At 47.4% G+C, this 21,177-nt stretch carries 19 protein-coding genes and 1 tRNA gene; 12 read left to right on the top strand and 8 right to left on the bottom strand.

What is annotated here, in order from left to right:
- Positions 1-3: 3 nt before the first annotated feature.
- On the bottom strand, positions 4-291 hold the full coding sequence (gatC, locus tag Q0274_RS10905; RefSeq protein WP_298029664.1) for an Asp-tRNA(Asn)/Glu-tRNA(Gln) amidotransferase subunit GatC: 288 nt from the start codon (positions 289-291) through the stop codon (positions 4-6).
- A gap of 116 nt (positions 292-407) precedes the next feature.
- Here gatC and Q0274_RS10900 point away from each other — a divergent pair, with 116 nt between their 5' ends.
- The 5 genes from Q0274_RS10900 to hisG are packed head-to-tail and all read left to right on the top strand — an operon-like array spanning position 408 to position 3,509.
- On the top strand, positions 408-959 hold the full coding sequence (locus tag Q0274_RS10900) for a hypothetical protein (protein ID WP_297963491.1): 552 nt from the start codon (positions 408-410) through the stop codon (positions 957-959).
- Positions 959-1,972, top strand: a complete 1,014-nt coding sequence (locus tag Q0274_RS10895; RefSeq protein WP_298029662.1) for an L-seryl-tRNA selenium transferase — start codon at positions 959-961, stop codon at positions 1,970-1,972. Before Q0274_RS10900 ends, Q0274_RS10895 begins: the two co-directional genes overlap by 1 nt.
- Positions 1,959-2,294: a hypothetical protein gene (locus Q0274_RS10890; protein ID WP_298029660.1), complete on the top strand. Its 336-nt coding sequence runs from the start codon at positions 1,959-1,961 to the stop codon at positions 2,292-2,294. The genes Q0274_RS10895 and Q0274_RS10890 overlap by 14 nt, the downstream gene beginning before the upstream one ends.
- On the top strand, positions 2,281-2,901 hold the full coding sequence (locus Q0274_RS10885) for a type III pantothenate kinase (RefSeq protein WP_298029658.1): 621 nt from the start codon (positions 2,281-2,283) through the stop codon (positions 2,899-2,901). The genes Q0274_RS10890 and Q0274_RS10885 overlap by 14 nt, the downstream gene beginning before the upstream one ends.
- Positions 2,898-3,509, top strand: a complete 612-nt coding sequence (gene hisG, locus Q0274_RS10880) for an ATP phosphoribosyltransferase (RefSeq protein ID WP_298029656.1) — start codon at positions 2,898-2,900, stop codon at positions 3,507-3,509. Before Q0274_RS10885 ends, hisG begins: the two co-directional genes overlap by 4 nt.
- Positions 3,510-3,673: 164 nt before the next feature.
- On the opposite strand, the gene Q0274_RS10875 is transcribed toward hisG, so the two are convergent.
- The 7 genes from Q0274_RS10875 to putP form a co-directional block, all read right to left on the bottom strand.
- A complete protein-coding gene (locus Q0274_RS10875) occupies positions 3,674-3,850 on the bottom strand; it encodes a hypothetical protein (RefSeq protein WP_298029654.1) in 177 nt (58 codons plus the stop codon).
- Positions 3,851-4,458: 608 nt separating this feature from the next.
- Positions 4,459-8,592: a DNA polymerase III subunit alpha gene (gene dnaE, locus Q0274_RS10870; protein ID WP_298029652.1), complete on the bottom strand. Its 4,134-nt coding sequence runs from the start codon at positions 8,590-8,592 to the stop codon at positions 4,459-4,461.
- Positions 8,593-8,915: 323 nt separating this feature from the next.
- Entirely contained in the window at positions 8,916-9,596 is a 681-nt protein-coding gene (locus tag Q0274_RS10865) for an aspartate/glutamate racemase family protein (RefSeq protein ID WP_298029650.1), read from the bottom strand.
- 28 nt (positions 9,597-9,624) lie between these two features.
- Positions 9,625-10,935, bottom strand: coding sequence for a dicarboxylate/amino acid:cation symporter (locus Q0274_RS10860; protein WP_298029648.1), 1,311 nt, complete (start codon positions 10,933-10,935; stop codon positions 9,625-9,627).
- A gap of 247 nt (positions 10,936-11,182) precedes the next feature.
- Positions 11,183-11,259 (bottom strand) — tRNA-Ile (locus Q0274_RS10855).
- Positions 11,260-11,789: 530 nt separating this feature from the next.
- On the bottom strand, positions 11,790-13,133 hold the full coding sequence (locus Q0274_RS10850; RefSeq protein WP_298029646.1) for a DUF2130 domain-containing protein: 1,344 nt from the start codon (positions 13,131-13,133) through the stop codon (positions 11,790-11,792).
- Entirely contained in the window at positions 13,126-14,634 is a 1,509-nt protein-coding gene (gene putP / locus Q0274_RS10845) for a sodium/proline symporter PutP (protein WP_298029644.1), read from the bottom strand. The genes Q0274_RS10850 and putP overlap by 8 nt, the downstream gene beginning before the upstream one ends.
- Before the next feature lie 169 nt (positions 14,635-14,803).
- On the opposite strand from putP, the gene Q0274_RS10840 reads away from it, so the two are divergent.
- Genes Q0274_RS10840 through Q0274_RS10810 form a run of 7 tightly spaced genes read left to right on the top strand, consistent with a single transcriptional unit; the run spans position 14,804 to position 20,751 of the window.
- On the top strand, positions 14,804-15,466 hold the full coding sequence (locus tag Q0274_RS10840) for an amino acid ABC transporter permease (RefSeq protein ID WP_291940149.1): 663 nt from the start codon (positions 14,804-14,806) through the stop codon (positions 15,464-15,466).
- Positions 15,459-16,187, top strand: coding sequence for an amino acid ABC transporter ATP-binding protein (locus Q0274_RS10835; protein WP_298029642.1), 729 nt, complete (start codon positions 15,459-15,461; stop codon positions 16,185-16,187). The genes Q0274_RS10840 and Q0274_RS10835 overlap by 8 nt, the downstream gene beginning before the upstream one ends.
- 11 nt (positions 16,188-16,198) lie before the next feature.
- Entirely contained in the window at positions 16,199-16,939 is a 741-nt protein-coding gene (locus tag Q0274_RS10830) for a basic amino acid ABC transporter substrate-binding protein (protein WP_298029640.1), read from the top strand.
- A 59-nt stretch (positions 16,940-16,998) separates the two neighbouring features.
- On the top strand, positions 16,999-17,535 hold the full coding sequence (locus Q0274_RS10825; RefSeq protein ID WP_298029638.1) for a hypothetical protein: 537 nt from the start codon (positions 16,999-17,001) through the stop codon (positions 17,533-17,535).
- Positions 17,528-18,142, top strand: coding sequence for a thiamine phosphate synthase (thiE, locus tag Q0274_RS10820; RefSeq protein WP_298029636.1), 615 nt, complete (start codon positions 17,528-17,530; stop codon positions 18,140-18,142). The genes Q0274_RS10825 and thiE overlap by 8 nt, the downstream gene beginning before the upstream one ends.
- Positions 18,129-18,905 carry an undecaprenyl-diphosphate phosphatase gene (locus Q0274_RS10815; protein WP_298029634.1) on the top strand — a complete coding sequence of 259 codons (777 nt, stop codon included), beginning with the start codon at positions 18,129-18,131 and terminating at the stop codon, positions 18,903-18,905. The genes thiE and Q0274_RS10815 overlap by 14 nt, the downstream gene beginning before the upstream one ends.
- Before the next feature lie 22 nt (positions 18,906-18,927).
- Complete coding sequence (locus Q0274_RS10810) at positions 18,928-20,751, top strand: phosphoethanolamine transferase (RefSeq protein WP_298029633.1); 1,824 nt, start codon at positions 18,928-18,930, stop codon at positions 20,749-20,751.
- Positions 20,752-21,177 lie beyond the last annotated feature (426 nt).

Below are 21,177 nucleotides of genomic sequence, written 5' to 3'. Positions count from 1 at the left end.
CTTTCAATCTATGATTTTCGGTACTACGAAGTAGCCGCCTTCGGACTGTGGAGCATGCTTTAAGACGCTATCTGCGACGTCGCTTTTGCGTGGGATATCTTTGCGAAACGGAGTACCACCTTTTAACGTAGTGATAGCCGCCTCGCCGCTTTGCAAATCCAGCTCATTTAGAATTTCTACAAAATCTACGATATTATTTAATTGCCCTTTAAATTCCTCTCGCTTAGCATCTGGAATTTTAAGAGCAGATAGCCTTTCCAGCTTACTTAGCAAGGCATCATCTATTATCATAACTTTCCTTTTTCTGATAAATGCGACATTATATCATAAAAATTCTTTATCTTAGGCGGTATTTAAAATTTTTTATGCTACAATTACGCCGATTTTCTCAAATAAAGGACTAAATTTTGGCTTTAAAAGACGACATCGAAGGCGTGAAAAAAGAGATTGGCACAGAAGAGCAGTTTCTAGAAAGCGTCATAAAAAGTGAAATTTTCGTAAAAAAATACAAAAAGCCGCTGATATTTTTGGCTGCGGTTTTGATCGTAGCATTTATCGGATATTACGCAAATGAATTTCTAAGTGATCGCCGCATAGCAAGTGCTAATGCGATCTATGACGAGCTGCTTAACAAGCGCGACGACACTAAGCTAGCCGAGCTTAAGCAAAAAGATATAAATCTATACGCTCTTTATATTTTGCAAAATGGCTCTGCAGACGAGCGAGCGGCGCTAGAAAATACCCAAGGCATCGATGTTATGCTAAAAGAGATAATAAATCTACAAAACGGCAAACAAGGCGGGGTGCTACTCGCCGATTACGATTCTTTGCTCAAAGGCTACGACCTGCTAAAAGAGGGCAAAATCGAGCAAGCTCACGCAGAGCTAGATAAAATTCCGCTCAACTCGCCAGTTCGTCAAATCGCACTTGCTTTGAAACACTATGGAGGCAATAAATAATGAAAAAAACGCTGATATTTACGCTTTTACTATCGTTTTTATTTTTAGGCTGCTCGACGAAGCGCCAGTATTTCGAACCTAGCGACGAAAACATCACAGGTGATATGAAATTTAACGGCTCACTGCCATCAGAAATCGTAGCGGTTAGTAAAGATGGTGCGACGCTAAAAGACGGCGAAGTCATCTCTAAAAACGGGTTGGTGAAAAATTTCAAAGTCTTAAAAAGTGAGAAATTTTTAGGCGAATATGACGGAAATTTCGTCGTAACCGATATCAATGGCACGCTTAAAGTAGTTAGTGGCGCAGGCGCCGTAAAATTTGAAAAAGCCCTCGGCAGACAAGCGCTCAGTGCAAATATACGCGGCGATGATTTGGCTTTAGTGATGAGTGATGACTCGATCATGCTTATCAAGCTAAGCTCGGGCGCAGTGGTACTCGATCATAAAGTAGGCGATGCATTCGCAATCGATTCGCGCGTAGCGTCACCGCTATTTATCAACCAGCTTATCGCTTATCCTGCGCTAGACGGACTAGTCAGCATCGCAGAAAACGTAGGCGGGCGCTCGGCACGCGATTTCGTCGTGAGCAACCAGCCGTTTTTTAACAACATTATCGCCTTAGAAAACAAGGGCGATAACCTTTATGCCGTAACTGCCACTAGGCTAATGCTGGTAAGTCCTGCGGGCAATAAAAACCATAACGTAGACATCAAAGACGTGATTTTTAGCGGCGATAGAATTTATCTTTTCTTAAAAGACGGCAGAGTCGAGCTACTTGATCGCGGGCTAAATTTGATCAAATCGCGTAAATTTACCTTCGCACAGTTTAGCGGCGTGTTGCTTAGCGGCGGTTATCTGTATATCATCGAGCGTAATGGCTACGTCATCCGCGTGGACGAAAATTTAGAGGGACAAGCGATCTACGAGCTAAATGGCGAACTCGATGATAAGTCCTTTATTGCAGGCAGCTCGTTTTACTACGACGATAAAATTTTAAATTTTGATGCTAGATAAAATTTCAAAACTCTGCGTTCGCGAAGACCTTTTGCTTCAAAAATTTAAAACGCTAGATATCGCTAGCTTCACGCGCTCGCGCTCATACGGCGCGTATTTCGGCGTGGATCTGAAAAGCTACAACGTCCTTTTATTTATGCGCGACGCAAAATCTCGCTTTGTGATGCGCGACGCGGAATTTCTGCTCTCACTCGCAAGCGACATTAGCGCAAGCCTAGGCAAGGTCGTAAAAAAGCGCGTGCTGTTTTACAACTCGCAGATGTGCTCTAAAAGCGCGAAATTTTTAAAAGAAAACGGATTTAGCCTCTATGCTTTTGTGTGACGTAGGAAATTCCAGGGTTAAATTTTATAAAGGCGGCGTAACGCAAAGTATGCCCGTAGCGGAGTTTATGCGGTACGAGCCGAAGGAGCGAATTTTTTTCATTAACGTCAATGATAGCGTGAAAAAAAAGCTGAAAAACACTCTGTTTGTCGATCTGGCGCCGCACTTTGAGCTAAAAACCGCCTACCGCGGGCTTGGGATCGACCGCATAGCGGCGTGCTCGGCCGTAAACACCGGCGTCGTCGTTGATGCAGGCAGCGCGATCACCGTGGATTTGATGTTTAAAGGCTCGCACCTAGGCGGATTTATAATGCCCGGTATCGGTACGCTTTTAAAATCTTTCGCGAGCATTGCACCCGTGCTGGATGTCACGCTTTCAACCAATATCGATCTGGATCCGCTACCGCAAAAGACCGTAAACGCCGTAAACTACGGGATTTTAAAGCCTATTGTGCTTACGATCGAAAACATCGCGGGCAATAATAAAATTTACTTCACTGGCGGCGACGGAGCCTATCTGATGCGGTATTTCCGCAACTCTATCTACGAAAAGGATCTGATCTTTAAATCGATGGTGAGCTTAATCGCAAAAAAGGAGCTCGCATGATAACCATAGCCCTACCAAAAGGCCGCATAGCCGACGATACGCTTAAAATTTTCAAAACCATTTTCGGGCTTGATTTTGCTTTCGAGGATCGCAAACTCATAATGCAAGAGAGCGATTTTAAATTCCTCTACGTCCGCAACCAAGATATCCCTACTTACGTTATGGGAGGTGCGGCGGATATCGGCGTAGTGGGGCTTGACGTGCTTGAGGAGCATCGCCCGGACGTACTTACGCTGCTCGATCTTAAAATCGGAAAATGTCGCGTCTGCGTGGGCGTACATGCGGGCACGCAGCTAAACTACGGCGCTCCGAGCCTAAAAATCGCTACGAAAATGCCTAACATCACTCGCGAGTACTTCGCCTCCAAGGCAGTCGCCGTAAATATCATCAAACTCTACGGCTCGATCGAGCTAGCCCCGCTCATAGGGCTTGCCGACGCTATCGTCGATGTCGTCGAGACCGGCGCTACGATGAAGCAAAACGGGCTGCAACCCGCAGAAACCATAATGCAAAGCTCGGCGCACCTCATCACCAACAAAAACAGCTTCGTGCTAAAACGCGATAAAATTTTAAATTTAAGAGATAAACTAGCCCGCACGATCGCCTAAACGCTCGCTTGCCCCGCCACGCAGTGCTTGCGGTCCGCGCGGCATATTTTGCGTGGGTGATCATCGCCGTCTTGGCGCGCTGTTGTTTAAAAAACTGCTGCGTATAGAATTTTACGGCGGCAACCGCACCGATTAAATTTCAAACAGCTTACAAATTTGATCTATCAAGAAACGGAAGCGCTGTCGAGCCACGGGGTGTAAAATTTTAAAATTCTATCGCTACAAATTTTAAAATTTAGCCTAAATTTGCAGCTCGTAGAATTCCTAAATTCTAAAACCCTGCGGCATAGAATTTCAAAATTCCAAAATCTCGCTCCGTATTTTGCGCAGTCAAATTTCAAAATTTTGCAAGCTCTAAATTTAGGCTCAAATTCAAAAGGCTTGGAGAAAGCGGGGTTTAAGAATTTTACTCGGCGAAATTTTACCGCGATAAAATTTTACGTAGTAAAACTATGCCTAAAATTTCAAATCCGCTAAAGTTTAAAATTTTAAAGCTGCGCGGAGATTCGCCGAAGTAAGGCTTCGCAAAAATTTAGCTCGAAATTTAAAAGTGTCCGCGCCATTTATTGTACCGAAGGTAGGCTAGCGCGACAATATAATTCAACTCTGTCGAGGTATGGCGAGCTGTTATTGCGGCAACTCAAGCGGCATGCTACCAAGCCTCACCGACGCAATAAAGCAGGAAACGGTCTATGTGTATGAAATTTGTGGCAGATAAAATTCCACCGCGATAAACACAATAAATTTAGATATCACGGACGATCTGCGTGATTTTAGTTTTTGCGTGCAACACAGTAAATTTTACATGCAGCAAGCTTTGAGTCGAAAATATTGTCGTCTCTTATCGCAACAGCGCCAAAGCCTAGGCTCTATGCGCGCAGATACCTCTTACGTGCGGCGACAGGCAAGAATAAAATTTAACCGATCCAGCGCGACGAAAGAGCCGCACCTACGCCGCTATGATTTCACGCACCTTTTCGGTAAAATTATCGCTCACGATGTATTCGGTCGGATAAACGAGCACCTCGCTGCCGTTGCGGATCCGCAGAATCAGCCGCTTGGTGTTTTTCAGCGCCGTATCGCAAAAAGCGAGGTGGTAAATTTTATAAATTTTCTCGCGACTTAACTCGCCCAAGCTTAGCTCAAACTCAAAATCCTGCGCGTTTTTGCGCTGTGCCTCGCGCTCTTTGCGCGCCTTAAGAGCGGGATCCTCCGCAGCAAACCCTCCCCTTCGCTCCGCAAAATTCCCGCTGCCAAAGCTGCCACTTCGTTCGCCGCCGGAGCCGGAATTGCTCCCGTTAAAGCCTCCGCGCTCCCTACCGCCGAAACCTCGCACCTTACTAGGCACGTAGCCGTCGATATTTTGCGCGGCATCTAGAGTTAAAATTTCATCCAGATAAATTTGAAATTTCCCGCCGTAAGGGGATGTGTTTTTGCTAAGCCGCGCCAAAAACGCCATCGGACGCTCCAGCTGCGCATCCGTTAGCGCAGTGACCGCATCGCAAATATCGCCGAATGCGCTCATCTCGAAGCTGCCCGCAAGATCAAGCACCGTAAGATTTGCCATCTGCTTGCCCGATTTGGTCGTGCGCGAAAAGACGTTTTCGATCTTGCCGACGCATAAAATTTTAACGCCCGCGCCCCCGTCGTCCACCAGCTCGCCGAATTCGCTGGATTTGGTGTATGAAATGCCGTCAAGCTCACTAGCATAGGCTCTTAGTGGATTCTCGCTCAAAAATACTCCCGCGCGCGGACGAAAGCTCGCATCTCGAGCGTTTTGCAGGCTCATCATCGAAAGAAACGACAGCTGATACGCCGTGCCGCCGACCGCGCTTTTTGAAATTTTAATCATAAAGGCGTACGGGCGCTCCCGCTCCTGCGGGCTTAAGTTTTCGATCGCCTTTAGCGCGTTATCGAACACCGCGAGCTCGAAGCTGCCGTGCAGATCAAGCACGTTTAAAATCCCCATTTTTTTGCCCGTTTTCGTCATGCGCGTGGATAGATCCTCGATCCGCCCCACGCTAAGCACCTCGGCGCTATCGCCCTCGATCTCGCTAAACGCCGAGGATAGCGTGTAGTCGATACCTTCCATCTCCTCTTTATAATCATCTAGCGGATGTCCCGAAAGATACACGCCCACGGTCTGCTGCTCAAATTTTAAAATTTCGCCCTGCGGAAATTCCTTGTCGGTATCGACGAAGCTCACGCTCATGCCGCTCGTCATATCCTCATCCTCGCCAAAAAGCGAGCTTGCGGCGTCCTTTTTAATCTCGGTGATCTTTTTCATTACCTCAAGGATATTTTCCATATTTTGAATCATCGCCAGGCGACTCTTGCCCAGGCAATCCATCGCGCCTGCGTAGATCAGCGACTCGATGACCTTTTTATTGACGCGGAAATTATCCACGCGCGAAGCAAAATCGTCGATGCTTTGAAATTTAGCCTCGCTTTGAAGTTCTAAGATATTTTCGATCGCGGCGCCGCCCACCCCCTTGATAGCGCCGAGGCCGTAGATGATCGAGGTGCCCGATTTGGAGTTTTCGTCGTCCACGACGCTAAAACCTCTTAAACTTTGATTGATCGACGGCGGCAAAAGCCCGATGCCTAGACGGCTTGCCTCGTCGATATACTTTGAAATTTTATCGGTATTGCCCTCCTCCGAAGTAAGCAGCGCCGCCATAAACTCCGCCGGATAGTAGGTCTTAAGATAGGCTGTTTGAAAGGTGATCATCGAATACGCCGCGGCGTGGGATTTGTTAAAGCCGTAGGAGGCAAATTTCATAATCAGATCAAATAGCTCATCCGCCTTAGCTACGTCAAAGCCCAGCTCTTTGGCGCCGCTTAGATATTGTTCGCGCATATGAGCGAGCTTCTTCTCATCCTTCTTACCCATCGCGCGGCGTACCAGATCGGCATCGCCCAAGCTAAAGCCGCCTACCTTCTGCACGATCTGCATGACCTGCTCTTGATAGACGATGATGCCATATGTTGGCTCTAAAATTTCTTTTATCTCGGGGAAGATATAGCTAGCCTTTAGCTCGCCGTGTTTGATCCTGATAAAATCAGGGATTAGATCCATCGGTCCCGGGCGGTAGAGCGAGATCATCGCGATGATATCCTCGAAGCGGTCGGGGCGCAAGTTCATCGCCAGATCCTGCATGCCCGCGCCCTCGATTTGAAAAATCCCCAGCGTGTTGCCGCTTTGAATGGTTTTGTAAGTTTGCGGATCGTTAAAGTCTATCTCCTCCCAAACTATGTCGCGATTATAGCGGCGCTTGACGAGCTTGATGGCATTATCGATCACATCGAGGTTTTTTAGACCTAAAAAGTCAAATTTTATCAGATCGACGTCCTCGAGATAGTTTTTAGTGTATTGCGTTACTAGGCGCGCATCCTCGCCCTTATCCTGCTTAAATAGCGGTGCTTTGTTCCACAGTGGCTCGTTTGAGATCACCACTCCCGCAGCATGCATGCCTGCGTTGCGATTTAGCCCTTCAAGATCCAGCGCGAATTCCCAAACCTGCTGCGCGATCGGATCTGCATCGATAAATTCTTTCAGCTTCGGCTCGGCGTCGTAAGCCTGCGTAAGCGTGATGCCGAGCTTATCGGGGATCAGCTTCGCCATCTTATCGGCTTGCGAAAGCGGCATATCGCAGACGCGAGCCACATCGCGGATGACGCCGCGCGCGAGCAGCTTACCGAAGGTCGCAACCTGCGCGACGTTGTATTTGCCGTACTGATCGATGACGTAGTCGATCACCTCGCCTCTGCGCGCCTGGCAAAAGTCCACGTCGATGTCGGGCATCGAGATACGCGACGGGTTTAAAAATCGCTCGAAAAGCAGATTATACGGGATCGGATCGAGGTCGGTAATGCGAAGCGCGTACGCGCAGATGCTGCCCGCCGCAGAGCCGCGACCTGGGCCAACCGGAATGTCGTGATCCTTCGCCCAGTTGATGAAATCCTGCACGATGACCATATAGCCCGAAAAATGCATGTTTTTGATGATGGCAAGCTCCTTTTCCAGGCGCTCGCGATAAATTTCGTGTTTCTGTGGGTCGATAAATTTAAGACGCTCTTTAAGCCCCTCGCGGCACAGATAATCGAATAAAAAATCGTCGTTTGCAAAGCTATAGCGCTCATCGGGCTGGGGCAGCGAAAGCCCGAGCCTAGCGGCGTATTCTATCGTAAATTTAAAATTCGGCGGCGTCGGCGCATAATCCTTCTCGTCGAAGGCAAATTTCAGATTGCACTTTTGCACGATCTCGGCGGTATTTTCGATCACTTCGGGGATGTCCGCAAAAAGCCGCCTCATCTCCTCGTCGCTTTTTACGTAAAATTCCGAAACGACGTGTTTTAGGCGATCGCCGTCGTTGATCGTCTTGCCCATCGAGATGCACTGATAGACGTCGTGAGCCTTGGCGCGGTCCTTGCGCGCGTAGTGAGCGTCGTTCGTGGCGATGATCTTGACGCCGATTTCGCGCGAGAGGCGGATGAGGTCTTTATCGACATTTAATTGCTCGCCGATGCCGTGGCGCATGATCTCAAGATAAAAATCCTCGCCGAAAATTTCCTTATACTCAAGCGCCGCTTTTTTCGCCGCTTCGTAGCCACCCGCTCCGCGCTTTAAATTTCGCTCGCTTCTATTTAGATGAAATTCCACCTCGCCCGCTAGGCATGCCGAGGAGCAGATGAGCCCCTCGCTGTGCTCTTTTAAAATTTTTTTATTGATCCTCGGATAGTAGTAAAATCCGTCCAAAAATGCGCGTGAGCTAAGATACATTAAATTTTTATAGCCCGTCTCATTTTTGGCAAGCAGTATCAAGTGGTAGCGCTGGCGGTCGCTTTTATCGCCGATATCCTCGTGGTTGTGCAGATAAGTCTCGATGCCGATGATCGGCTTGATGCCGTGCTTTTTCATCGTCTGATAAAAGTCTATCGCGCCGAACATATTGCCGTGGTCGGTGATCGCGCACGCCTTGGTGCCGCGGCTCTGCAAAAGCTCGGCGAGCTCGCTTACTTTATTCGCGCCGTCTAGCAGCGAATACTCGGTGTGAAGGTGTAGGTGGGTGTAGTCGCTCATTTTGATCCTTTTTCTGTTGGAGCGATTATATTAAATTCGGGCTTTAGAAACGGTCAAATTTAATGGAATTTTAGCTTAAATTTCAGCGCGAAATTTTACGAACAAATTTTGTTACGGAATTTTACTTCGGAGGTTTTACATTCTGGGTTTTGCGGATTAAATTTTGACAAAATTTTAAGCTTAAAATACTGTGATGAAATTTTGCTATCATATAAATTCCGCTCACACGGAATTTTGAGCTAACGCAATTCCGCAAAAATCTACGACTTAAATCATCATAAAATTTTGCGGTTTAAAATTCGCGCTTGCAAAGCCTTGCGGCTCTACGATCTTGAGAATTCCACGATCGCTTTAGCAAGCTCTCTAGTAGGATCGACGAAAATTTTATCGCTTTTGATTAACGGCAAAAATAGCGGCAGCTCAGTGCAGGCAACGACGTAAATATCAGCATCGATTTTGCCTAGCAAATTCTCAAAAGCCCCCACGTATTCGGCAGTCTTGCCCGCCTTAACGCCTTTGTAGATACAATCCATCAAAACCGCTTGATTTTCTTCGCCAAGCTCCACGCTGATTAACCCTGCTTCTTTAAGCGGATCGTCGTAAATTTTAGCTTTTTTTGTACCGATAGTAGCTAGCACAGCGATTTTATGGGCGTTTGGATAATTTTTGCGGATCGCTTTTACGGTGATCTCGGCGATATGAATTAGCGGGATTTCCGCCGCAGCTTCTACATCGTCTGCGAAAAAATGCGCCGTGTTGCACGCCATCGCAAACGCCTTGCAGCCTGCATTTTTGAGCCTAACAGCGCTCTCGCTTAGGCGCGGAAGCGGATTTTCACCTTTGCCTAAGATAAATGCCGTGCGATCTTCAATCTGCGGATAGCTATCGATTACAAGCGGAATATTTTCTTGATCGCTGCCCGCAGCAGTCTCTTCTATGATCTTCATATACAGATCCGCACTCGCCAAAGGTCCCATTCCACCGATAATCCCAACTCTTTTCATAGCTCGTCCTTTCTAAATTTTACTTGGGTTAATCCTCCCACTTACTCATATCCATTTCGTTTTCGCTCTTTGCGACGTAGATCGACGCCACAACATCGCCCGTTACGTTCATCGAGGTTCGCCCCATATCCAAAATCGCGTCAATGCCTAAAATCATTCCGTAAGCGATCGCTACATTACCGCTTACCTTGACGCCGATAGATTCGAGCACTAAAAGCAGCATCAGCGCACCAGCTCCCGGAACTCCGGCAGTTCCGATCGCCGCAAGCATCGAAGTGATAATGATCGTGAGGTAGTGGCTGCTATTTAGATCGATACCGCAAGCATTAGCGATAAAGAGCGTACACACGCCCAAATATACGGTCGTACCGTTCATATTCACCGTAGCGCCCACTGGCAAAACAAAGCCGTAGATCGCCTTTGGAATTCCCATATCTTCGGCGGTTTGCATCGTAATCGGAAGCGTGCCGTTGGAGCTGCGGGTAACAAAAGCCGTAAGCATCGGCGGGCGCACTTTTTTAAGAAATTTAATCGGGCTAACTCCGATAAGCATACAAATAACGCAATAAACCGCAAATACTTGGATCGCAAGTCCCACGTATAGGGTAATCGTGACGTTTAGTAGTGAGCTGAAAGCCTCGATACCGCTTTTATTAAACACTACAAACATTAGCGCAAAAACGCCGATTGGTGCGTATTGCATTACCCAGTGCACGACCTTAAACATAATCTCGCTCATTCCATCAAAAAAATTATAAACCGTGTCGGCAGAATTTTTGATACGCGCGTCGCTACTGTCGCGGCAAAACGCAAGCCCTACGCCGAAAAATAAGCAAAACGCGATAATCGGCAAAATTTCGCCTTTGGCTATGGAATCAAAAGGATTCGTAGGAATTATATTAAGCAAAATTTTACTCATACTAGGCGCGTTCGCTGCCTTTTCGACGGCCTTGGACGCATCGCTTAGATCAAGCCCGCTACCTGGAGAAAATACAAACGCACACGCTAGACCGATGACGATCGCAAAAAGCGTCGTTATAGCGTAAAATATGATCGCCTTAACGCCTACTTTGCCAAGGTGCGCGGGCGAGATACTGCTAGTGCCCACGATCAGCGAACAGATGATGATCGGCACCATAATCATCTTTAAAAGTCTCACGAAAAGATCTCCCAAAGGCGTTAAAATCGCCACCCACGTGGTATCACCCACCGGCATATTTTTAGGTAGTAACATACCGATCGCAGAGCCCAACACTAAAGCGATAATGATGCGCCAAAGCAAGCTTGAGTTAAAATAAAAGGCTAAAATTCCGCCTTTTTTCGTTTGATTTTCTGACATGGACATCTCCCTGCACTAAGAATTTTAACGGAATTCTACCGCAACTTGCCATAAAATAAAATTTAATCAGTCGCCAAATGAAAGTTAAATTTGAAAATTCGATCACAAGCTTAACCGCATTTTAAAGCGGGAATTATGCAGCAGACTTTGTCTTTTGAAGTTATGAAGCGGAATTTCAAAGGAAAAACGACGCATGAAATTTATAGAATTTTGCGGATTTTGATGTAGTGAAAAGCAAAAAATTTTGTGGTGGGCTCACTAGGACTTGAACCTAGGACCATCCGGTTATGAGCCGGATGCTCTAACCAACTGAGCTATGAGCCCGCCAGCGGTGAAAAAGAAATGTGATTTTACAAAAATAATCTTAAAACGGCGTTAAAATCAATCATAAATTTCACGCTTATCGCCAAGCGAATGTCACGATAAACTCTATGGCGCTCAGCACGGCTTTTGTGCAAAATTTCGCGTCGCTTTGAAAGCGAGCAACCAACAAATCAAAGCAAACGTTTTGAAATTTTAAAATTTAATGGCGTGATCTAAAACGTACCGCGGCGCTCTACGCGGCAAATTTAAAGGAAATTTTACGGTAAATTTTACGTCGCGATAAAGTACCAGAGACGCCGCACTGGAGAGATAAAACATTTTGCGCTTAAAATTTATTATATAGATACAAGATATGTGAATATAGAAAGCGAGGTTGTGAGGTTCTGCACTGCATCAAAGCGCAAGAGCGGACGAAATTTAACAAGTTGCGTCACGCGAATTCATAGGTATTTAGCTCTCCGTTCCACAAACTTCTTGCGCCACGAGATCGTCTCGCGCTATCGCCATAGCCGCGATCTGTCCGCATGCCGCTATGACGTCTCGTCGCCGTCTTGGTTTTGAAGCGCGTCCGCTTCGCCCTCCGTCGCAATCGCCTCGAGGCTTAAAATTTCATCGACGTCCTCCAGCTGCGCTACGCCGCTTCCGGCGATGCTTCTGATGCTTGCATGCATCGCGATCGCGCCGTCTCGCGCACGCGCGATCTGTTTTTCACGCTGTTTCCAGATGCGCTCCATCGCGTTGCGCTCCTTATTTAGGCTCTCTTGCATGCCGACAAATGCCGAAACGATCGTCTTTATCTGGTTTGCAAACTCGGGCGAGGTCAGATAGTCGTAGAGCATCGCCGTTTTGCTATCTTGATTTTGCCCCGATCTTTTGGCAAACGCAAGCGCCACGACATGTTCGCGCAAGACGGCGCAAAGCCCCTTAAATTCCTCAAACGAACAGATCCAGATGCTAGCATCGCTCGGCGCTTGGTGCAGCCTAGAGCTGTGAGGCGGCATCTGCTCGGTGACGATAACGCCGATCTGCGCGCCCTCGCCTATCATATCGTCTTTGAGTTTGTCGATCCATTTAGGCTCGAAGCTTTTCGTGCGCTTGCTCTCGTATAAAATTTTACCGCAGCCCACAAACTCCCTCGTATGCACCATCTGCACGCAGTCTGCGCCGCGCGCGCCCTTTTTGACCTCATCTATCTCGTCCAAAGGAAAGTTTAGCCGCAGATATTCCTGCAGCGCGAGCTCCTGTACCTCGCCCTGAAGCTGCTGCGAGCCCACTTCCGAGCGACGTTTGAGCTCGTTTATTTGGCCGATTAGGCTTTGGATCTGCTCATCTTTTTGGCGGAATTTCAGCTCGTTTTCCTGCGAAATTTGCTTCGAAAGCCGCTCGCGTTCTTGGTTTACGCGGTTGGTTAGCTCTATCTCGGATTTGGCTTTATTCTCAGCTTCAAGCTCGCTAAATTTACGCTTTTGCGCCTCCATCTCGGCCTTTATTAAATTTAGCTCGGAAATTCTTTGCGATTTTTCTTGCAGCTCCTTTTGTAAAATTTCAAATTTCGCCGCGTTTTCGCTCTCGATCTGAGATTTTGCAAGCGCTAAAATTTTCTCCCGCTCGCTATTTAGCGCAGAATCGGTCGCCACTTTTACGCGCTGCTCGAAGGCGTTTTCCTTCGCTTGCAACTGCGCTAGATGCTTTGCATACTCCTCGCGCTTAGCGGCGATCTCGGCTTCAAATTTAAGCGTAGCTTCGTTTTGCTGCTGCTGCCACTTTCGCTTCTGTTGCAAAATTTCATCTTCAAATTTAGCCTTGATATCGCGTTGCAGCGCCTCGTCTATGTCGATCTGAGAGCCGCAGTGCGGGCACTTTACGTTAGCCATTTTTGCTTCCTAAACTCTGCTCTTTCATCTTTTCAAATTCCTGCGAAATTTGCGCGGCATTGGGCTCATCCGCCATCTTATCTAGCACGGAGTTGTAGCGATTTACGAGCAGTATCGCAAGCGCCGAAAAGCAAAAGCCCGGCAGCAGCTCGTAAACGATCGCCGAAAGCCCCGATAAGATCCAGCAAATAACCGTGATACCGCCTACGAGCATACCCACCAAAGCCGAGAGCGCGCTCATTTTTTTAGAATACAGGCTGAAAAGCAGCACCGCTCCAAAGCTCGCGCCAAATCCCGCCCAAGCGTTTCCGACGACGTTTAGCACCGTATCGTTTGAGCCAAACGCCAAAATCGCGGCTACCGCGGCGATGATCACGACGGCGATGCGGCTGCTTAGCGTCTGTGTGCGCTCGCTCACCTCTTTTTTATAAAACGCAAAGATAAAATCTTTCGTAACCGCGCTCGCGCTTACCAAAAGCTGGCTTGAGATGGTGCTCATAATCGCCGCCAGCACCGCAGAGATTATGACGCCTAGGATGAATGGATGAAAGAAAATTTTACCGAGCTCTAGGAAAATTTTTTCTGGATCGTCTATGCTAAGGCCTTTTTGCGAAAAATATACAAAGCCGATCAGACCGCTAAGCATCGCGCCCGCAAGACCTAGCACCATCCACAAAATTCCGATGCGGCGCGCGCTATCAAGCTCGCGCGAGCTTCTAATCGCCATAAAGCGCACGATGATGTGCGGCTGCCCGAAGTATCCGAGTCCCCAAGCAAGCAGGCCCAAAACGCCCAAGAAGCTTTGATTGTAAAACAGATCGAGGTGGCTCGCGCCGTAGAGCCGCACCTGTGCAAAAAAGGAGCCGTCTGCGGGGATCTGCAGCGCGCGGTAAGAAAACAGAGGGATTAAAATAAGCACCGCAAACATCAGCGCACCCTGAAATGCGTCGGTGATCGCGACGGCCTTAAATCCGCCGAAAAAGGTATAAAACACGACGATTAAGATCGTAGCGATCGCGCCGTAGGTAAAGCTTAGCCCGAAAAAGCTCTCAAAGGTCTTGCCGCCCGCGATGATGCCGCTGCTAACATAGAGCGTAAAAAATATGATGATCAAAAGCCCCGAGATAATGCGAAGCGTCTTGGTGCGGTCTTTGAAGCGGTTTTCTAAAAAATCCGGGATCGTGACGCTGTCGCTTGCTACCTCGGTGTAAATTCTAAGCCTTTTAGCAAGAAATTTATAGTTGCACCACGCGCCCACGCAAAGTCCTAGGGCGATCCAGATATTGCAAATCCCCGTTGCGAACATCGCGCCCGGCACTCCCAAAAGCATCCAGCCACTCATATCGCTAGCGCCCGCGCTAAGTGCCGTTACGAATGGGCCCAGGCGGCGGTTATCGAGCAGATACTCGCTTAAGCTCGCATTCTTGTCATAATAATACCTACCTATAAAAATAAGCGCGCCAAAATATATCGCGATTGCGCAATAGGTCCAAAAGCTCATCGTTGCCTCCTTTTAAAAAAGCTAATTTTACTCTATTTCAAATAAAATTTTACTTTCGGAATTTAGCCAGATTTTAACGAAATTTTAGTATTCTTGCCGTTTAAATTTTAAGAAAAAGGCGCCTTGGTTGAACGAGAAAATTTTAAAGGTCGTATTTGTTTTGACTGTAATCGCCGTGGGGCTTTATTTCACCTATCCCGAACTGAGCGAAGCGCAAAAAATTTCATACGCCAAAAGCTACGGCATCACTCTTATTTTGACCTCCGGCGGCATTGTGATCGGTATCGCATTAGGATTTATGCTAGCATTTTTAAAATTTCTGAACAATAAATTTTTAAGCTTCATTATCGACGAATACGTAGACATCATCCGCGGAACTCCGATCGTTATCCAGCTGATGGTGTTTGTGTTTATAATTTTTGCTACGTGGAGCAATAATATCGCAGCTGCGATCTTTGCGCTGGGGCTTAATAGCTCCGCCTACGTCGCAGAGATCGTGCGCAGCGGTATAAACAGCGTCGATCGCGGCCAGATGGAAGCAGCGCGCGCGATGGGTCTAGGCTACGGCACGGCGATGAAGGAGATCGTCTTTCCGCAGGCGATAAAAAACATCCTGCCCGCGCTTGCGAATGAGTTTATAAGCCTTTTTAAAGAAACCTCGGTCGTGGGCCTCGTAGCAATTACCGATCTTACGTTTTTTTCAAAAAGCATGCAGGCGGCGCTTTATACCGTCCAGCCGATACTTTTTGCCGCAGTGCTTTACTATGCAAGCGTGAAATTTTTCTCGTTTTTAGTAAAAATGCTAGAAAGTAGGTTAAACCGCAATGATTGAAATATCAAATTTAACCAAATCCTACGGCAATTTATCGGTGCTAAAAGGAATTTCAAAGACCATAAATAAAGGCGATATCGTAGCGATCATCGGTCCAAGCGGCGGCGGTAAATCAACCTTTTTGCGCTGCTTAAATCTGCTTGAAATTCCAAGCGGCGGCATTATTAAAATAGACAGCGAGGATATTACCGATAAGCACACCGATATTAATAAAATTCGCCGCAAAGTTAGTATGGTGTTTCAGCATTTCAACCTCTTTGCGAATAAAAACGTGCTGGAAAATTTAACTCTAGCGCCTATAAAAGCGGGCATTTATACTAAAGAACAAGCCTTAGCAAAAGCGGAGGAACTGCTAGCTAAAGTGGGTCTTAGCGACAAAGCCTACGCCTATCCGCACAAGCTTAGCGGCGGACAAAAGCAACGCATCGCAATCGCTAGAAGTTTGGCGGTAAATCCGGACGTGATTTTATTCGACGAGCCCACCTCGGCATTAGATCCCGAGATGATAGGCGAGGTCTTAAGCATAATGAAAGAGGTCGCCAAAGAGGGCATTACGATGCTTGTGGTAACGCATGAGATGGGCTTTGCACGCAATGTCGCAAATAGGATTTTTTTTATGGAGGGCGGCAAGATCGCTGTGGACGATACGCCTAAAAACGTATTTGAAAATCCGCAAAATCCGAGATTGAAAGAATTTTTAAATAAAATTTTAAACCACTAAAGGAGAGGGAAATGAAAAAATTTATGAGATTTTTAGTTGCGGGCGCTTTGCTTTGCGGCTCGCTAGTCGCTAAAGACATCACCAAAGATACGCTCATCGTGGGCACGAACGCCGAGTATCCGCCGTTTGAGTTCGTGGATGAAAACTCCAAGGTTACCGGCTTTGATATGGATCTGGTAGCCGAGCTTGCAAAGCGAGCGGGCGTGAAATATGAAATTTTAAATATGAGCTTTGACGGGCTGATCCCTGCGATTAAAAGCGGCAAAATCGATATGATCGCCTCGGGAATGAGCGCGACGCCGGCTCGCAAAAAGGCGATCGATTTTACTAATCCTTACTACAAGGTCGAAAATTTATACGTCAAGCGCAAGGACGATAACTCGTTAAATTCTAAGGCGGATCTACAGGGTAAGCGTCTTGCTGCGCAGCTAGGCACTATTCAGGAGCTTGCGATCAGAGACATCAAAGGCGCCGAGGTTAGCGCTACGGAGAACGTCTTTGTAGCCGTTATGTCGCTGAAGAACAAAAAGATCGATGCGCTTTGCGTGGATTCATCCGTGGGCTACGAGTATCTTAAGAAAAATGACGATCTAACCGCATTTTTTAAAGAATCCGACGGCAGCGAGGGCTTTTCGATCGCATTTGATAAGGGCAAATATCCCGAGCTACTCGCTAAATTTAACGCAGCGCTTGAGGAGATGAAAAAAGACGGAAGCTACGAAAAGCTTTTGGAAAAGTATAATTTAAAATAATCCGCAAAATTTAGGCGCAAATTCCTCTCATAGAATTTGCGCCGCCTAAGAGGAATCCTATGAAAAAGATATTTTTAGCACTTGCGATTTTGCTCTGCACGCAGAGCTTTGCGGAGCAAAAAGACAGATACGGCATCGCTGCGTTTGCAGGTCTTGGCAATGACGGTAGAAGCTTCGTTTTTACTTTCAGAAAGGCTCAAAAAGATCGTTTCTTTCCCTGCGACTTAAAAAATTTAAACATAATCGCCGCGGGCGCTTCTAGGTGCATAACGGACGCCAAGGAGCTAAGGAAATTCGACAAAGAATATAAAAAAGCTCTCGAGTCCGTGATAAAACCCGGCAAGCGCTACTACGTAAATTTAATCGATCGCGGCAATGACGCCTATGTCTGCGACGCAAGCGATCCTAAAAGCAATCTGCGATTGGACCTAGTGGCAGCAGGATTTGCCGTGCCGACAACCGACGATAGTGAACTTCTTTTAAAAGCCGCCGAGGAAGCCAAAGAGGCTAAGCGGGGAATGTATAGCGCAAAATTTTGGGATGTTACCAACTGCATTCTAAACGGCGTGCCGATGCCGAAAAAGATAGATGAATGAAATTTACGCGCTTAGCGACGATGTCTTAACGCCGCCGCAAACTATCTTTTCGCAGATAGATGAAATTTTACGCTGTGGCGTAAAGCTCGTGCAGTATCGCAGCAAGCTCGCCGCGAAAGACGAAGCTTTAATCCGCTCTCTCATCGGCCTTTGCGAGGATTACGGCGCCAAACTCATCATCAATGACGATGCGGCGCTTGCCAAAAAGCTTGGTGCGCACGGCGTGCATATCGGAAAGGACGATGGCGAGACGGCGCAGATGCGCGAGTTTTTAGGCGCAGATAAGATCGTCGGCGTTAGCTGCTACGCTGATCTTGCTCGCGCGCAAAAGGCCGAAGCGCAGGGCGCTAGCTACGTAGCCTTCGGCTCGCTCAGGCGCGGCAAGACAAAGCCTGATGCGCCGCTTTGCCCCGATGCGCTTGTGCAAGAGGCGCGAAAATCTCTAAACCTTCCAATCGCCGTAATCGGCGGGATAAACTTAGAAAATTTAAATGAAATTTTAGCCCTCAAGCCTGATTATATCGCGATGGTAGAGGCGATCTACAGGCCCGCTTCGATCACTCAGAATTTAACAAATTTAAAGGAAAAAATGGATGAATATATTTGACGCCGTGATTTTAGGCATCGTTGAGGGGCTGACAGAGTTTCTGCCCGTAAGCTCGACCGGACACATGATCCTAGCTGCGAAACTGATGGACTTGCAGCAAACCGACACGCTTAAATGCTTTGAAGTCGTTATCCAGCTAGGCTCGATCCTAGCGGTCGTGGCGATGTTTTACAAGCGGCTTTTGGTCGATTTTAAGCTCTGGTGCAAGCTCGTCGTGGGCTTTATCCCTACCGCCGCGATCGGCTTTTTGCTCTATAAAAGCATCAAATCGCTATTCGCGCCACAGACCGTCGCCTACGCGCTGATCGGTTGGGGCGTTATTTTTATCGCGGTAGAGCTCTTTCGTAAGGCGCGCCCTAGAGAGAATGAACTGGAGCATCTGGATCAAATTTCATATGTTCAGGCCTTTATCATCGGGCTTTCGCAATGTTTTGCGATGGTGCCGGGTACTTCGCGCAGCGGCGCCACCATCATCGCAGGGCTTTTGTGCGGACTAAGCAGAAACCTAGCCGCGCGCTTTAGCTTCCTACTCGCGATCCCTACGATGTTTGCGGCGACTTTTTACGACACCTATAAAAATTTAGACACCTTCGCGCAAAACTCCGATAATACCACAACCTTTCTCGTAGGTGGCGCGGTGGCGTTCGTCGTGGCGCTTGCGGCAATCAAGCTATTTCTAAGCTTCGTTTCAAAGTTTGATTTCATTTCGTTTGGAATTTATAGAATTCTAATCGGCGTCGTATTTTTCATCTTCGTTTTTTAAACGCAATCAACAAAGGAATTTCATGAGCCTAGCAAAAAATATCGGCGCATTTTTAAAAGACAGATTCAGCCTCCTATCGGTATTTGATGGTGCGGTGCTAAACGCATACGCGCTAGTTTTAGCATTAAATTTATCGCTCGGGTTACTTCTTATCGCGCGCGGCGGCGAGCTACTCTCTGCGCAGGCGCTGTTTTTTGCGGCGTCCGCAATCTGCGGCGTGACGATATTTTTTTTCGCGCTTTACGCGCTTAGCTTTTATAGCGCCAGGCTATATAAAATTCTCGCCTTTGCGCTTCTGGCGCTAAACGTGGTCTTTGCGATCGCCCAGATTTTTTTGATCTTTAGCCTGGAGCTTACCTACTCGCACGGCACGCTGGACGCGCTAGTGCAAACGACGCCCAAGGAGGCCTTTGAGTTCGCGCATGCGTTTTTAAATTTTAAGCTTATTGCGGCTTTTTTGGCGCTTTTAATTTTCGTCATCGCTGCCCTTAGGCTTAGAGTGAGCCAGCGAGCGCGAATGAAGCTATGTCGCGCGATAAAGCTAGCCTTTTTGCTTAGCTTGCTCGTTTTTATCGCACATGCGGCATTTAAAAGCTACGTAGCCAAAAGTTCGAAAATGCGTGCCAGCATCATAATCGCGCTAAATAAAATTCCGATTTACAACTTTGCTTTCGTTACGAAGGATTATTTCGGCGCCGATTTTAAAAGCGTGCGCGAGCTGCAAGCGGGATACCAAAGCATTTACGCCTCACATTCGCATAAAACCACGCCAAACCGCATCTCAAACGTCGTTTTCATTATCGGAGAGAGCCTACAGCGAAATTTTATGAGCTTATACGGCTACTATCTGCCCACTACGCCGAATCTGCAAGCGCTTGAGCAAAGCGGAAATCTAATCGCCTTTAGCGACGTCGTCTCGCCTGGAGCTAAGACCAACGACGTGTTAAAATACGTGCTAAATTTCGGAAATTACGAGAGCGAAAAGCAGCGCCCGTGGAGCGCCAACCTCGACATCGTAAATCTCGCGCGGCTCGCAAACTACGAAACCTTTTGGATCAGTAACCAGGAGCGCTACGGGCAGTGGGCGGTCGCAAGCGGCGCGAGCGCGCAGATGACGGATCACTCGGACTTTACGAACCAGATCCCGGTTTACAAATACGCCTACTCGCTCGACGAAGTTATGCTGCCTAGCATAAAAAATTTCAAATCGGGTGCGAAAAAATCACCTCTTGCGCGCAAGGATGAAAGCTCCGCCGCAGAGGTAAATGGTACGCAGAAAAAGGATAAATTTTTCATCCTTCATCTGATGGGCTCGCACCCGAGCTATGAGTTTCGCTATCCAAAAAGCTTTACTAAATTTAGCGCCGCGGATATTTCGCGCGAGCCGCTGGACGAAGGGCAGAAAAAAGAGCTTGCGCACTACCTAAACACCGTGGCTTACAACGATTTTATCGTAAGCGAAATTTATAAAATTTTCGCAGACGACAACACGCTGATAGTCTATTTCAGCGACCACGCCCAGAGCCTTTATCAATACCGCGGCAAGCTAATCCACGGCGGCATCAACCGCTTCACGCTCGAAATCCCGCTGATTTTCATGGCGTCGGATAAATTTAAAGAGCAAAACGCGGATCTTTGGGCTCGCATCGCAGCAGCTAAAAACAGGCCGTTTTTAAACGACGATCTCATCCACGCGATTGCAGAAATTTTAGAGATGACCGACCTGCCCGAGTACGATCCCACTCGCTCGGTGATAAACGCCGATTTTAACGCCTCGCGCCCGCGCATCATCGAGGGGGTCGATTACGATAAGGTTTATAGGCTGCAGAAGGAATTCGGCGAGTAAATTCGGTGAAATTTTGCGTCTTTTGAGGGCGCAGAATTTCACCTCTTAAAATGCGCTCTTATCGCAAACGCTCGCGCCTTAATTTAGCTTTCGGGCGGATGCGACTACGCCAAGTTTCGCCGCCACGAGCTTTGCGGTAAAATTTCTCGCCGCAGAAGTTTGCCGAGTAAAATTCAGCTTTGTAAAATTTCAAAATTTTGCGGCTAAAATTCCACGACGCAGAATTTTCCATGCCTTTACGAAATATAAAATTTGCGAAGCTCGTTCGAATAGCGAAAATTTGAAATTTCGGAATTTTAAAATTTGGCAGCGTTAAAATTTATCCGCGCAGCACGGAATTTTACCGCTCAAATTTCACGGCGCAAAACTCCTCAACACAAAATTTACCGATAGAATTCAGCTCGTAATTTAAAATTTCAAAATCCC

The organism is uncultured Campylobacter sp., assembly GCF_937973075.1.
Taxonomy (GTDB): domain Bacteria; phylum Campylobacterota; class Campylobacteria; order Campylobacterales; family Campylobacteraceae; genus Campylobacter_B.
This window is presented reverse-complemented; position numbering and strand designations above follow the sequence as displayed.

Bases quoted from the DNA above. Each gene is read 5' to 3' on its own strand.
- gatC (WP_298029664.1), bottom strand. From the start codon at position 291: ATGATAATAGATGATGCCTTGCTAAGTAAGCTGGAAAGGCTATCTGCT.
- Q0274_RS10895 (WP_298029662.1), top strand. From the start codon at position 959: ATGAAAAAAACGCTGATATTTACGCTTTTACTATCGTTTTTATTTTTA.
- Q0274_RS10885 (WP_298029658.1), top strand. From the start codon at position 2,281: ATGCTTTTGTGTGACGTAGGAAATTCCAGGGTTAAATTTTATAAAGGC.
- hisG (WP_298029656.1), top strand. From the start codon at position 2,898: ATGATAACCATAGCCCTACCAAAAGGCCGCATAGCCGACGATACGCTT.
- dnaE (WP_298029652.1), bottom strand. From the start codon at position 8,592: ATGAGCGACTACACCCACCTACACCTTCACACCGAGTATTCGCTGCTA.
- Q0274_RS10865 (WP_298029650.1), bottom strand. From the start codon at position 9,596: ATGAAAAGAGTTGGGATTATCGGTGGAATGGGACCTTTGGCGAGTGCG.
- Q0274_RS10860 (WP_298029648.1), bottom strand. From the start codon at position 10,935: ATGTCAGAAAATCAAACGAAAAAAGGCGGAATTTTAGCCTTTTATTTT.
- Q0274_RS10850 (WP_298029646.1), bottom strand. From the start codon at position 13,133: ATGGCTAACGTAAAGTGCCCGCACTGCGGCTCTCAGATCGACATAGAC.
- putP (WP_298029644.1), bottom strand. From the start codon at position 14,634: ATGAGCTTTTGGACCTATTGCGCAATCGCGATATATTTTGGCGCGCTT.
- Q0274_RS10835 (WP_298029642.1), top strand. From the start codon at position 15,459: ATGATTGAAATATCAAATTTAACCAAATCCTACGGCAATTTATCGGTG.
- Q0274_RS10830 (WP_298029640.1), top strand. From the start codon at position 16,199: ATGAAAAAATTTATGAGATTTTTAGTTGCGGGCGCTTTGCTTTGCGGC.
- Q0274_RS10825 (WP_298029638.1), top strand. From the start codon at position 16,999: ATGAAAAAGATATTTTTAGCACTTGCGATTTTGCTCTGCACGCAGAGC.
- thiE (WP_298029636.1), top strand. From the start codon at position 17,528: ATGAATGAAATTTACGCGCTTAGCGACGATGTCTTAACGCCGCCGCAA.
- Q0274_RS10815 (WP_298029634.1), top strand. From the start codon at position 18,129: ATGAATATATTTGACGCCGTGATTTTAGGCATCGTTGAGGGGCTGACA.
- Q0274_RS10810 (WP_298029633.1), top strand. From the start codon at position 18,928: ATGAGCCTAGCAAAAAATATCGGCGCATTTTTAAAAGACAGATTCAGC.